The following is a 13,366-nucleotide window of genomic DNA, read 5'->3' as shown; positions in this document are numbered from 1 at the left end:
GCGCACCAGGCCGCGATGGCCGTGAAGCTCGCCAAACTCGCCGACGCCGGCACCCGGATCGTCTTCTGCGGCCGCCCCCCGCTGCCGGACACCGACGCGGTGGTCGCCGCGCTGGCCTTCGACAACCGGGGCGGCGCCCGACAGCTCACCGAGCATCTGATCGGCCTGGGGCACCGGCGGATCGGCTATGTCGCCGGTCCCCTGGAGCGCACCACGACCCGGCACCGACTGGAGGGCCACCGCGAGGCCATGAAGGTGGCGGGGCTGTACGGGGACGAGGAGAGCGTCACCGTGCACGGCCCGTACGACCGGCGCTCCGGCTACGACGCCACGCTCGAACTCCTGCGCCGCGAACCGGATGTGACGGCAGTCGTCGCCGCCAACGACACCGTGGCACTGGGTGCCTGCGCCGCGGTCCGGGACCGCGGTCTCCGCATTCCCGAGGACGTCTCGGTGGCCGGATTCGACGATCTCCCGTTCTCGGTGGACGCCGTACCCGCCCTGACGACAGTGCGACTGCCGCTGTTCGAGGCGGGGGCACGGGCCGGCCGGCTGGCGATGGGCAAGGAGACACCTCCGCCGGGAGGCATGGCGACCATCGCCGCCGAACTCATGGAACGGGGATCGACCGCGCCGCCGCGGCAGGGGTGAGGATTCTCCTCCGCGAACAGGGGTACGGGTCAGGACCGCACCGATGAAAGGACACACACCGTGAAGCTCGCTTTCTCGACCCTCGGGGTCCCCGGCATGCCCGTGGCGGACGTGGTGCGGCTCGCCGCCAAGAACGGCTACCAGGGGGTGGAGCTGCGCGCCCATCCCGAGGAGCCGGTCCACCCCGGCCTCAGCCCGCTCGAACGGGCCGCCGTCGCCGAGGAGTTCAAGCGTGGCGGGGTCGAGATCCTGACCGTCGCCGGGTATGTGAGGGTCGCCGCCGAGGGCGAGGACGAACCGGTGCTCGCCGCGCTCGCCGGGCTGGTGGAACTGGCGCGCGACCTGGGTGCGGCCTACGTCCGGGTGTTTCCCGGCGGCGGGGACCAGGATCCCGCCGAGGCCGACGCGATCGCCGCGCGGCGACTGGGGGCCGCCGCCCCGCACGCCGCCGACCTGGGTGTGCGGATCCTCCTGGAGACCCACGACTCGCACCGCGCCGGGGCCGACGTGGCCCGGGTGGTGGGAACCGTCGGGCACGGGCAGATCGGTGCGATCTGGGACGTCATGCACACCTGGCTGGCAGGTGAGGAACCTGCGGCCAGCCATGCGGTGCTGGCCCCGCACCTCGGATACGTACAGGTCAAGGACATCGCTTCCGCCGAGGACACCACACCGCTGCCCCTCGGTGCGGGGGTGCTGCCGCTGAAGGCCTGCCTGGACGTGCTGGACCAGGACGGCTGGGTCTGCTGGGAGTACGAGAAGCGCTGGTACGCCGGAGCCGCCGACCTGCCGGAGCTGCTGGCAGCGGGCCGGGAGCACGTCCTGCGTCTCGGCGCGCCGAAGCAGTAGGTCAGGCCCGGGCCTCCTGGGCTTCCCGGCCTTCCGGCAGTGGTGGGGGGACGGCGGGGCGGGGCCTGGCCAGGGAGGTATGGGCCACCCCGCCGACCAGCAGCGCGGCCGCGCACCACCGCAGAGGGCTGACCGACTCGCCGAGGAGGAGCGCGGCCGAGGACATCCCGAAGACGGGCACGAGCAGGGTGAACGGGGCCACGGACGAGGCCGGGTGGTGGCGGAGCAGGAAGCCCCAGGCCGCGAAGCCGAAGACCGTCGAGATCCAGGCGACGTAGAGGACGGTTCCGGCGCCGGTCCAGTCGAGCGCGGCCAGGGCCTCGGTGTCCCGGTCCCAGCCCTCGAAGAGCAGGGACAGGCCGAGCAGCGGCAGCACCGGGACGGTCGAGACCCACACCATGAAGTTGAGGGAGTCCGGCGGAGCCGCCCTGCGGGTGATCACGTTGGACACGCCCCAGCATGCCGCCGCCAGGATCACCAGGACGAAGGCGAGGACCGGCCCGCCCGCACCCTCGTCGACCGCGGCAACCCCGATGCCGGCGAGCGCGACGCCCATCCCCAGGACACGTGCCCTGCCGGGGCGTTCGGACAGGACCAGGGCCGCGAACAGCGCGGTGAAGACGGCCTGGACCTGGAGGACGAGGGAGGAGAGCCCGGCGGGCATCCCCTGGTCCATCCCGATGAAGAGCAGCCCGAATTTGGCCACCCCCAGGGCGAGGCCCACGCCGATGATCCACTTCCACGCCACCGTGGGCCTCCCGACGAAGAACACGGCGGGCAGCGCGGCGACGAGGAAGCGCAGGGCGGAGAAGAGCAGGGGCGGGAAGTGGGCGAGACCCAGCTCGACGACGACGAAGTTCACGCCCCAGACGGCGGCGACCAGCGCGGCCAGGGCGATGTGGAGGGGACGCATGCACCGAGCATCCGACGCCGGGACCATGTAGCACCAGCGCGGATTTCTTCATGGTTGGATTGAGTACTGCTTACGCTTCCCGCTCGCTCGGAGGTCCCGGTGCTCGACCTGTCCCGGCTGCGCGCCCTGCACGCCGTGTCCGTCCACGGCTCCGTCGCGGGTGCCGCCGCCGCACTCGGCTACACCGCCTCCGCGGTCTCCCAGCAGATCACCAAGCTGGAGCGGGAGACCCGTACGACGCTTCTGGAGCGACGCGGCCGCGGGGTGGCACTCACCGAGGACGCGCTTCATCTCGCCTCCACCGCCCAGCAGTTGCTGGCGATCGTGGAGCAGGCGGAGACGACTCTTGAGCAGCGCAGGGGGCAGCCGACGGGACGGCTGTCCATCGCCGCGTTCGCCTCCGCGGCGCGCGGGCTGCTGCCGGGGGTGCTGGCGGAACTGGGGCGGGAGTACCCGGCGCTGGACGCGCGGCTCACCGAGGTCGATCCGCACCTCTCGGTCGATCTGGTGGCGAAGGGCGTGATCGATCTCGCGGTCGCCCACGACTGGGACATCAGCCCGCTGCCCGCACCGGAGGGCGTCGCACAGGCGGTGCTCGGTGACGACCGGTGCGATCTGCTGGTGCCGGAGGGGCACCCGCTCGCCGGCAGGGAGGCGGTCCGACGGGAGGAACTGGCCAAGGAGCGGTGGGTGTGCCAGCCGCCCGGCACGGTGTGCCACGACTGGCTCGTACGGACGCTGCGGGCGGCGGGATGCGAGCCGGACATCCGGCACCGGGCCGAGGAGAACCACACCCAGCTCGCCCTGGTCGCGGCCGGGCTCGGCGTGGCGATGATCCCGCGGCTGGGCCGGGGACCGCTGCCGCCGGGCGTGGTCGCGGTGCGGCTGGACCCCGTGCCGGTGAGGCGGCTGTACGCGCTGTGGCGCACGGAGGCGGCGCGGCGGCCCGCGATCATCGCGGCGGTGTCGGTGCTGCGCGGGCACGGCGCGGGAGCGGGCCTTTCCTGACGACGGACGCGCACGACGGGCACGACGGGGCACGCTCCCCACGACGGGGACGAGGGCTCACGCACACCACTCGCCCTTCCGCGAGTCACGCCCGTTTCTCGGACCGCCCCCTTGACTGGTAGTTACTTTCCATATATCCGTACCTTCTTGGAAGTTTCTTTCAGCACCGGAAGGGGCTCACGTGCACTACCGCACCTCCAGACGCACCCTCCTCACCGCCACTGCGGCGACCGCCGCGGCCGCGGCGACCGGAGTCGCCGCTCTGCCCGGCACCGCGCAGGCAGCCGCGTCCGGTACCTCCACGGACAGCCGTCTCAAGCGGCTCATCGCCCGGATGAGCCTGGAGGAGAAGGTCGGCCAGCTCTTCGTGATGCGGGTGTACGGGCACTCCGCCACCGAGCCCGATCAGGCGGACATCGACGCCAACCTCGCCGAGATCGGGGTCCGCGACGCCGCCGAGCTGATCTCGACCTATCACGTCGGCGGCATCATCTACTTCGCCTGGGCGCACAACACCCGCGACCCGCACCAGATCGCCGACCTCTCCAACGGCATCCAGCGGGCCGGACTCGCCGGGCCCACTCCGCTGCCGCTCCTCGTCTCCACCGACCAGGAACACGGAATCGTGTGCCGCGTCGGCGAGCCCGCGACGCTGCTGCCGGGCGCGATGGCACTGGGCGCGGGCGGCTCACGCGCCGACGCCCGCACCGCCGGCCGGATCGCCGGGGCCGAACTGGCGGCGCTGGGCATCAACCAGAACTACGCGCCGGACGCGGACGTCAACGTCAACCCGGCCAATCCCGTGATCGGCGTACGCTCCTTCGGCTCCGACCCGGAGTCGGTCGCCGGAATGGTCACCGCGCAGGTGAAGGGGTATCAGAGCGCCGGGATCGCCTCCACCGCCAAGCACTTCCCGGGCCACGGGGACACCAGCACCGACAGCCACACCGGCCTTCCCGTCATCCACCACACCCGCGAGCAGTGGGCCGAGCTGGACGCCCCGCCGTTCCGTGCGGCCGTCGCCGCCGGCATCGACTCGATCATGACGGCGCACATCGTGGTGCCCGCCCTGGACCCGTCGGAGGACCCCGCCACCCTTTCCCGCCCGATCCTCACCGGCATCCTGCGCGAGGAGCTCGGTTACGACGGCGTGGTGGTCACCGACGCCCTGGGGATGGAGGGTGTCCGCACGAAGTACGGGGACGAGCGCGTCCCCGTCCTCGCACTGCTGGCGGGCGTCGACCAGCTGCTGAACCCGCCGGACCTGAAGGTCGCCCGGAACGCCGTCCTGAACGCCGTGAAGGGCGGCGAGATCAGCGAGGCCCGCATCGAGGAATCGATTCTCCGCATCCTGCGGCTGAAGACGAGGCTCGGGCTGTTCCACGACCCGTACGTCACCCACCGGGGTGTCGACCGCACCGTCGGCATCCCGTCGCATCTCGCCACCGCCGACCGGATCGCCGAGCGGACGACCACGCTGCTGGCCAACACCGGTTCGCTGCTGCCCCTCTCCCGCCGGTCCCACAAGAACCTCCTGGTGGTCGGCGCCGATCCGGCCTCCCCCTCCGGCACGACCGGCCCCCCGACCACCACGCTCGCCGGGGCCTTCGGGGAGCTGGGATACGCGGCGACCGCGCTGTCCACCGGCACGGCGCCCACCCAGGCGAAGATCGCCGAGGCCGTCGCGGCGGCGGAGGGCAAGGACGCGGTGATCGTCGGCACGTACAACGTCACGGCGACCAGCGCCCAGCGCACCCTGGTCAGCGCCCTCGCGGCCACCGGTGTCCCGGTGATCACACTCGCGATCCGGAATCCGTACGACATCGCCCAGCTGGCCGGAACGGGCTACGCCGCGAGCCTCGCCGCCTACTCCTGGACGGACGTCGAGCTGCGGGCCGCCGCTCGCGTGATCGCGGGGCGGGCCCGGCCGGAAGGCAGGCTCCCCGTCCCGGTGCAACGGGCGGACGCGCCCGCGCAGGCGCTGTACCCCGTCGGCTACGGGCTGTCGTACCGGGCCTACGCCACGCCCTCGCCGTAACCACCCCAATGAGCTAAAAACACCCCGTGCACCTGGCGTGTGCCCGCTCCGGCGGGTCACGCTGGGTGCACGCCCCTGTGGGCGCACCGGGGGGTCGACCATGGAAGAGCGCCGTGTCGCGGGGGTGTTGCGCGCCCTCCTGCCCGTCGTCACGGTGCTCGTCCTGAGCGCCTGCCGGCAGCCGGTGGACACCGCGCCGGGCACGCCCGCCGGAGGACCGCGGGACAGCACGGCACCCTCGGGCTACGGGGTGGAGTTCCTGGGACCCGCCGACTGCAGTTCGCGTGGAGAGGTGTTCCGCGAGGTGTCGTGCGGCAGCGAGAAGGCGGCGGCGCGGGTGCTGGCCCGGTACACCGGCGCACCGTCGGACGGACCGGCGTGTCCGCCCACGACCGACTTCGTCCTGCACATCTCCGGGGGCGGCCCCACTCCCCCGCAGGGCGCCCCGGACCCCTCGCGGAGCAGCCCCGCCGAGCCCCGCGGGTACGCGTGCATGCGCAACCTGGAGTCCCCGCACCCGGGTGATCCGGGGCAGGGCGGCGGTCCGCTGACGGTCGTCGGGGACTGTGTCTACAGCTTCCGCGAGGGCGAGGTCAGGGAGACCGCCTGCGACGGATCGGGCGAGCGCCCACCGGAGTTCGAGGTCGGCTCGGCGGTGGCGCGGCGCGCCCTGTGCCCCGGCACGACGGATCTGTATGTGCAGCTGGGCGGGGACACGCCGGTGGGCTGCGCCCACCGGGTGTGATCAACACCCGGCGAACGCAGCCCACTCGTTCACTGCGCGGTCCGTACTACGGCCGCAGCGTGCCCTGGTCCCGCCGGAGTTCGGCATCGCGCACGTCCAGGCGCGCGTCGAACTTGGCCAGGGGCTTCGCCTTCGCCGGATCGGCCTCCACGGCCGCGGGCGCGACCCCGGCCCAGCGCAGGATGGCCGCGGTGGCCGCGGCCTTCTCGTCGGCCACGAGGCCGGCGACCTTGGATCCGTGGTTGCCGCCCGGCACCGTGTAGACGTAGCTGTCCCGGGCGCCCTTTCCGAGGCGGAAGGGCTCGGCGCCCCAGGGGTCGTTCTCCCCGTAGACGTACAGCATGTGCCGGGCGTTGTTCTTCACCCAACTGTCCACGTCACGCATGGCCGACGGCTTGAACTTCATCGGGATGGAGCGCGGGACGAAGTTGCGCGGCGGCTGGTAGCCGTAGCGGCTCAGGTTCCCGAGCCAGGGCTGCTTGATGTCGGGCGAGCCGAGCTGCGTGCCGGCCTGGTAGTAGTACGGCGTGTAGGTCCCGAGGCCCTGGTCCGCGTAGGCGGAGAAGCCCGAGATGCCGTCGATGGAGTCCCAGATCTCCTCGTCGGTGGCGTTCGGGGCGTCGGCCGGGATGGAGTCGCAGTCGGCGAGCAGGCTGTACTGCCAGAACGCCCAGACGTAGTCCATGACGACGGCCTCGTACGCCTTGTCGAGCGTGCCGACGGTGTCGAAGGTCAGGCCGTTCGCGGCGGCGTACGCCTCGTACTTCTTCTCCAGCGGCTCGCGGCGGACGAGGGCCTCGCGCTGGACACCGCCCAGCCGGTCCCGGCACTCCTTGGTGCCGACGCGCGCGAAGAACCGGTCGTACGCCGAATCCTCGTCGTTCACCACGTCGTTGGGGGCGACATAGGCGACGACGCCGTCCATGTCCTTCGGGTAGAAGCGCTCGAAGTAGGTGGCGGTCATGCCGCCCTTGGAGCCGCCGGTGGTGAGCCAGTTCTCGGAGTAGATCTTCTTCAGTGCCTTGAAGACCCGGTGCTGGTCGCTGGCGGCCTGCCAGATGTCCAGCTTCGACCAGTCGGCCGGTGCCGGGCGGGACGGCGTGAAGAACCGGTATTCCAGGGACACCTGGTTGCCGTCGATGATCTGCGTCGGCTCGCTGCGGCTGGGGTTGGTCGAGACGTTGTAGCCGCTGGTGAAGAAGACCGTGGGCCGGGTCGTGTCCTTGTGCAGCAGGGTGATGCGCTGCTGGAAGGTGCCCTTGGACGGGTGCTTGTGGTCGACCGGCTGGGTGTAGTTGAGGACGAAGAAGCGGTAACCGGGATACGGCTTCTCCTCGATCAGGCTCATCCCCGGGATGGCCAGGATGCGGTCCTTGATGTCCTCGCTGCTGCTCTCGTTGCTGCTGGTGGAGCCGCTGCTCTGCTTCGCGGCCGGTTCCGCGGCGGTGGCCGCACCGGCCGAGGCCCCGGTCGCGCTTACTGTGCCTATGAGCACCGCGAGCGACAGAACGCCCCTGAGCGCCTTGCGCATGCACCCTCCCCTTGATTCACGACAGTCGCCGTGAACCTAGCGGGGGCAACACCTGTAACGCCAGACCCACTCGCACGTCAGCACAGGATCCATCCCGTGGAGCCGGAGGAGCCTCCGACGGAACCCGAGGCGCGGACGCAGCGGTTCAGCGCGTGCACGGTGACCGGGCCGGCCAGCTTGGTGAAGCTGCCGCTGTCGACGACCGCACGGCCACCGCGCGGCTGCAGCGACACCCGCATCGTCCGGCGTGCGCCCGGCTTCTTGGCGACGGTGACGGCGCACGCGTAGGCACGGCTCTTGTAGACGCGCAGCGAACCGGTGGAGAACGTCACCGTCTTGACCAGCCGCCCCGGACAGGCCGACGCGGCCTGCGCCGGGGCCGATCCGGTGGGGCCCAGCACCAGACCGAGGGCCCCGAGCAGCGGGAGGACGAGGAGCGCCGCCGCCATGCGCCTGCCCACCGTCGGCCCCGACCGCCCTCGCCGCCCCGAAGACCTCAGCGGTCTCTCCACACCGTCCACCTCATCCACCCCGCCCACCTCGTCGAACACATTGGCCTTCATCAGACACGCGTACGCATGGGTGTACGACGCGGGAAGAGGGCCGTCGGGTTCCGGAGCGGCGGGGACGAACGGCCGGGCGGCCGGCGGACGTCATACGCCTGCCGGGGTGTCCTCGCCTATGCCCTCTCCTATGAAGGTGCGCCACAGCCGCGCGTACGCGCCTTCCCTGGCCAGCAGCTCGTCATGCGTGCCGTCCTCTGCGACCCTGCCCCGGTCCATCACCACGACCCGGTCGGCACGGGCGGCCGTCGTCAGCCGGTGGGCGACCACCAGGGTGGTGCGCCGGCCCGCAAGCCGGTCGGTGGCCTGGTTGACCTGGGCCTCGCTGGCGAGGTCGAGGGAGGCGGTCGCCTCGTCGAGCAGCAGGATGTCGGGGTCGACCAGCTCGGCGCGGGCGAGCGCGATCAGCTGGCGCTGGCCGGCCGAGAGGTTGCGGCCCCGTTCGGCGACCTCGTGGAGGTAGCCGCTCTCCAGGGTGGCGATCATGTCGTGCGCGCCGACCGCCCTGGCCGCCGCCTCCACCTGGGCGTCGGTGGCCTCCGGGAGCCCGTATGCGATGGCGTCGCGGACCGTCCCCTCGAAGAGGTAGGACTCCTGCGGTACGACTCCGAGCCGGTGCCGGTACGCCGTCCTGTCGAGCCGGCGCAGATCCGTACCGTCCGCCGTGACCCGTCCGCTCGTCGGGTCGTAGAAGCGGGCGACGAGCTTGACCAGGGTGGATTTGCCCGCCCCCGTCTCGCCGACGAAGGCGACAGTCTGGCCCGCCGGGATCCGCAGATCGATGCCGGTGAGGGCCTCCTCCTCGCCGGCGTACGCGAAGGACACGTCCTCGAACGCGATCTCGCCGCGCAGCGACGCCACCTCCAGCGGCTCCTCGTGGTCGGCCGTGGAGGTCGGCTCCCGCAGGAGTTCCTGGATCCGGCCGAGGGAGACGCTGGCCTGCTGGTATCCGTCGAAGACCTGGGACAGCTGCTGCACGGGGGCGAAGAACAGGTCGATGTAGAGCAGGTAGGCGACCAGCGCGCCCGTGGTCAGCGTGCCGTTGTCGACACGGCCCGCGCCCACGATCAGCACCGCGGCCGCAGCGACCGAGGCCAGCAGCTGCACGAACGGGAAGTAGACGGAGATCAGCCACTGCCCGCGCACCCTGGCCTGGCGGTAGTGGTCGCTGCGCGCCGCGAACCGCTCGGCGCCGTCGCGCTCGCGCCGGAACGCCTGGACGATCCGCAGCCCGGAGACGGACTCCTGGAGGTCGGCGTTCACGACGCTGATGCGTTCACGGGCGAGCTCGTAGGCCTTGACGCTCTTACGGCGGAAGAAGAAGGTGCCGACGATCAGCACCGGCAGCGTCGCGAAGACGACCAGGGCCAGCTGGATGTCGAGGACGAGCAGCACGACCGTGATGCCGAAGAAGGTGACGACGGAGACGAAGGCGGTGACCAGGCCGGTCTGCAGGAAGGTGGACAGCGCGTCCACGTCCGTCGTCATCCTGGTCATGATCCGGCCGGTCAGCTCGCGCTCGTAGTAGTCGAGGCCGAGCCGCTGGAGCTGCGCGAAGATCTTGAGGCGCAGGGAGTAGAGGACACGTTCGCCGGTGCGGCCCGTCATCCGGGTCTCACCGATCTGGGCCAGCCACTGCACCAGGACGGCGAGCAGTCCGAGCCCGGCTGCCGCCCAGACCGCGCCGAGCGCCATCTTCGTGACGCCGTCGTCGATGCCGTGCCGGATCAGCACGGGCAGGAGCAATCCCATGCCCGCGTCGACGGCGACCAGCCCCAGGCTCACCAGCAGCGCGGCTCCGAAGCCGTGCAGCAGCCTGCGCAGGCCGTACGACTTCTCCGGGCGCACCGCGCTCGCCTCGTCGATGGCGGGGACGTCGGTGGCCGGCGGCAGCGCGTCGACCTGGGCCAGGAGCTCGGGGGTGGCGGGCATGCCTGCGGCCGCCGCGTCGCGCTGCTCCTCCTTGCGGATCCACAGCCCGGGGGTGACACCGCGCTCGGCGTCGAACTCGGCGTCCAGCTCGTCCTGGAGCGCGCGGTCGTCCTCGGGCGCCACGATCGCCGACGGCTGGTGTCCGGGAGAGGTGCCGCCCATCTCGTCCGGGTCGGTGAGCAGCCGGCGGTAGAGCGCCGAGCGGTGCTCCAGCTCCGCGTGCGTGCCGATGTCGGCGAGCCGCCCCTGGTCCAGGACGGCGATGCGGTCGGCGAGGCCGAGCGTGGAGCGGCGGTGCGCTATCAGCAGGGTCGTACGGCCCTCCATGACCTGCGCCAGGACCTCATGGATCTCGTGTTCGACGCGGGCGTCGACGGCGGAGGTGGCGTCGTCGAGGAGCAGCAGGCGGGGGTCGGTGAGGATGGCGCGGGCGAGCGCGACGCGCTGGCGCTGGCCGCCGGAGAGGGTGAGCCCGTGCTCCCCGACCTTGGTGTCGTACCCCGCGGGCAGCTCGGAGATGAAGCCGTGCGCCTGGGCGGCCCGCGCGGCCCGCTCGATCTGCTCCTGGGTGGCGCCCGGGTACCCGTACGCGATGTTGGCGCCGACGGACTCGGAGAAGAGGAAGCTGTCTTCCGGTACGAGCCCGATGGCGGCCCGCAGCGAGTCCTGGGTCAGCTCACGGACGTCGTGGCCGCCGACCAGGACGGCACCGTGCGACACGTCGTAGAAGCGGGGCAGCAGGAGCGAGACGGTGGACTTGCCGCTGCCGGAGGCACCGACGACGGCGACCGTCTCGCCCGGCTCGATGGTGAGGGAGAACCCGTCCAGGACGGGGCGGTCGTCGTCGTAGCCGAAACGGACGTCGTCGAACTCGACGCGCGCGGGGGCGTCGGCCGGGAGCGTCCTCGTGCCGTCCGCCATGGACGGCTCGGTGTCGATCAGCTCCAGGACACGCTCCACACCGGCCCTGGCCTGCTGGCCGACGGTGAGCACCATGGCGAGCATCCGGACCGGGCCCACGAGCTGGGCGAGGTAGGTGGAGAAGGCGACGAACGTGCCGAGCGTGATCTCGCCCCGGGTGGCGAGCCAGCCGCCGAGGGCAAGCATCGCGACCTGGCCGAGCGCGGGGACTGCCTGGAGCGCCGGGGTGTAGCGGGAGTTCAGCCGGATGGTGCGCAGCCGGCCGGCGAAGAGCCTGCGGCTGACCTCGCGGAGCTTGCCGGTCTCCTGCTCCTCCTGGCCGAACCCCTTGACGACCCGGACCCCCGAGACGGCCCCGTCGACCACTCCGGCGACCGCGGCGGCCTGGCTCTGGGCGTACCAGGTGGCAGGGAAGAGGCGGGCCTTGGAGCGGCGGGCGATGAACCACAGGGCGGGGGCGACGGCGAGGGCGATGAGGGTCAGGGGCAGCGAGAGCCACGCCATGATCACCAGGGAGATGACGAAGAGCAGGATGTTCCCGATGGTCATCGGGAGCATGAAGAGAAGCCCCTGGATCAGCTGAAGGTCACTGGTGGCCCGCCCCACGACCTGCCCGGTGGAGAGCTCGTCCTGCCGCTTCCCGTCGAGCCGGGTGAGGGTGCCGTACATCTCGGTCCGCAGGTCGTGCTGGACGTCCAGGGCGAGCCGTCCGCCGTAGTAGCGGCGGACGAAGGTGGCGATGTAGACGAGGACGGCCGCCCCGATGAGCAGGCCGGTCCACAGGCCGAGGGAGCGCGTGTGGCTGCCGACGACGTCGTCGATGATCACCTTGGTGATCAGCGGGACGAGGGCCATCACGCCCATGCCGGCGAGCGACGACCCGAGTGCCAGCACGACGTTGCGCCGGTAGCGCCACGCGTACGCGGTCAGCCTCCGGCCCCACCCCTGCGCCTCCGCGCCCTGTTTCTCCGCGCCCGCCACCCGTGCCTCCTGATTTCGCCCCGTTGCCCCGCCTGACCTACCGCATCTCCCCAACGCGGCCAGTAGCGGATTTCATCCTTCCGCAACAATTCTCGGCCCATGGGCGGAGACGGGGGGCGGGTGGTCCTAGGACCACCCGGCCGGCCAACAGCGGTGGCCGGGATCAGCCGTGCGCGAGGCGGGCGGGCCCGATGTCCTTGTGGACGGCCCTGGAGACGGCCTGGATGGTGTCGATGCCGTCCTCCATCGTCTTGTTGTCCTGAGTGAGCACGGTGATCACGTAGTCGTGGCCCTTGCCGCTGAACGCGCCGACGCTGTGCACCCGCCAGCCGTGGGTGGACCGTTCCAGCCAGCCGTTCTTGAGCTGGACCGTCGCGTCGCCCGGGGCTCCGGCCGGAACGCCCCAGCGCTGTTCCGGCACGACCTTGCGCATCCGCTCCAGGACGAAGGCCCGCGAGCTGTCGTCGAGGACCTTGTTCCCGGCCGTCACCAGGGTCAGCAGACGCTGTTCGTCGTGTGCGGTGATCTGCGTGAGCCCCCATGCGCCCTTGGCGTCCAGTGCCGTACGGGTCATACCCGCCGCCTTGAGGAATCCCTTGACCTTCGCGGGGCCGAGCTTGTCCCACAGCTCACTGGTCGCGTCGTTGTCCGACTTGGTGATCATGGCTGTGGAGAGCTCGCGCTCGTGCGGGGTGAGCGGCCGGTTCGCCTTCTGCGCGTCCCAGAGCAGTGCGGCGAGGACCGTGACCTTGACCACGCTCGCCGAGTCCACCTGCTGGGTGGGCCGCAGTGTGCAGCTCGTATGCGTCCGGTGATCCTGCACCGCCAGGGCGGTGGTGGACCTGTGCCCCTTGAGGGCTGCGGTGATGTCCTTGGACAGCTCGGCGGCGAGCCCCGCCCGGTCCGAGGCGCAGGAGACGGCAGGGGCCGGGGCTGCGGTGGCAGGCGACGCCGCCATGGCCGCCGGGGCGAGAACGCCGCCGATCAGGGCGGTCCGGAACGCGGCGCGGGAGTACCGGGACATTCGCTGGTGAGTCATGCCGTCCTCCGCACCGTCTCGCTGGTCGCCCCGACGGAGCACCCGGACATGATGCATGGACGCGGACAAACCGACCTATGGCCTGGGACACAGCCAGGTGGGCCACCTGGCTGTCGGCCCCGCGGCGCCGGGCCTCCGGGCCGGGCGCAGTGACCGATGCCACGCCGTTCCCCTCGCCGGGTCCGGGCCGGAAGC

At 71.7% G+C, this 13,366-nt stretch carries 10 protein-coding genes; 5 read left to right on the top strand and 5 right to left on the bottom strand.

Going from position 1 to position 13,366, the window contains the following annotated elements; translation table 11 throughout:
- Both ACFWFI_RS32245 and ACFWFI_RS32240 read left to right on the top strand, forming a co-directional pair.
- On the top strand, window positions 1-651 hold a 651-nt coding region (locus tag ACFWFI_RS32245), incomplete at its 5' end, for a substrate-binding domain-containing protein (protein ID WP_387397103.1).
- 60 nt (window positions 652-711) lie between these two features.
- Window positions 712-1,500 (top strand): sugar phosphate isomerase/epimerase family protein, encoded by a 789-nt coding sequence (locus tag ACFWFI_RS32240; protein ID WP_387397101.1) that lies wholly within the window; start codon window positions 712-714, stop codon window positions 1,498-1,500.
- Between the two features lies 1 nt (window position 1,501).
- Here the strand turns inward: ACFWFI_RS32240 and ACFWFI_RS32235 are convergent, their stop codons facing one another.
- Window positions 1,502-2,413, bottom strand: a complete 912-nt coding sequence (locus ACFWFI_RS32235) for an EamA family transporter (RefSeq protein ID WP_387397098.1) — start codon at window positions 2,411-2,413, stop codon at window positions 1,502-1,504.
- Window positions 2,414-2,512: 99 nt separating this feature from the next.
- Between ACFWFI_RS32235 and ACFWFI_RS32230 the strand changes: the two genes are divergently transcribed.
- From ACFWFI_RS32230 to ACFWFI_RS32220, 3 genes are all read left to right on the top strand, one after another.
- Window positions 2,513-3,421: a LysR family transcriptional regulator gene (locus ACFWFI_RS32230; protein WP_387397095.1), complete on the top strand. Its 909-nt coding sequence runs from the start codon at window positions 2,513-2,515 to the stop codon at window positions 3,419-3,421.
- A gap of 181 nt (window positions 3,422-3,602) precedes the next feature.
- Entirely contained in the window at window positions 3,603-5,459 is a 1,857-nt protein-coding gene (locus ACFWFI_RS32225; protein ID WP_387397092.1) for a glycoside hydrolase family 3 protein, read from the top strand.
- Window positions 5,460-5,559: 100 nt separating this feature from the next.
- Complete coding sequence (locus tag ACFWFI_RS32220) at window positions 5,560-6,204, top strand: hypothetical protein (RefSeq protein ID WP_387397089.1); 645 nt, start codon at window positions 5,560-5,562, stop codon at window positions 6,202-6,204.
- 46 nt (window positions 6,205-6,250) lie between these two features.
- Here ACFWFI_RS32220 and ACFWFI_RS32215 read toward each other — a convergent pair whose 3' ends face one another.
- From ACFWFI_RS32215 to ACFWFI_RS32200, 4 genes are all read right to left on the bottom strand, one after another.
- A complete protein-coding gene (locus ACFWFI_RS32215; protein WP_387397086.1) occupies window positions 6,251-7,735 on the bottom strand; it encodes a S28 family serine protease in 1,485 nt (494 codons plus the stop codon).
- A gap of 77 nt (window positions 7,736-7,812) precedes the next feature.
- Window positions 7,813-8,298 (bottom strand): hypothetical protein, encoded by a 486-nt coding sequence (locus ACFWFI_RS32210; RefSeq protein WP_387397083.1) that lies wholly within the window; start codon window positions 8,296-8,298, stop codon window positions 7,813-7,815.
- A gap of 90 nt (window positions 8,299-8,388) precedes the next feature.
- Window positions 8,389-12,132 carry an ABC transporter ATP-binding protein gene (locus ACFWFI_RS32205; RefSeq protein ID WP_387397081.1) on the bottom strand — a complete coding sequence of 1,248 codons (3,744 nt, stop codon included), beginning with the start codon at window positions 12,130-12,132 and terminating at the stop codon, window positions 8,389-8,391.
- Between the two features lie 163 nt (window positions 12,133-12,295).
- Window positions 12,296-13,171 (bottom strand): serine hydrolase, encoded by an 876-nt coding sequence (locus tag ACFWFI_RS32200; RefSeq protein WP_387397079.1) that lies wholly within the window; start codon window positions 13,169-13,171, stop codon window positions 12,296-12,298.
- Between the last annotated feature and the right edge of the window lie 195 nt (window positions 13,172-13,366).

The sequence above is a fragment of the Streptomyces sp. NPDC060209 genome (genome assembly GCF_042728155.1).
Classification (GTDB): domain Bacteria; phylum Actinomycetota; class Actinomycetes; order Streptomycetales; family Streptomycetaceae; genus Streptomyces.
This window is presented reverse-complemented; position numbering and strand designations above follow the sequence as displayed.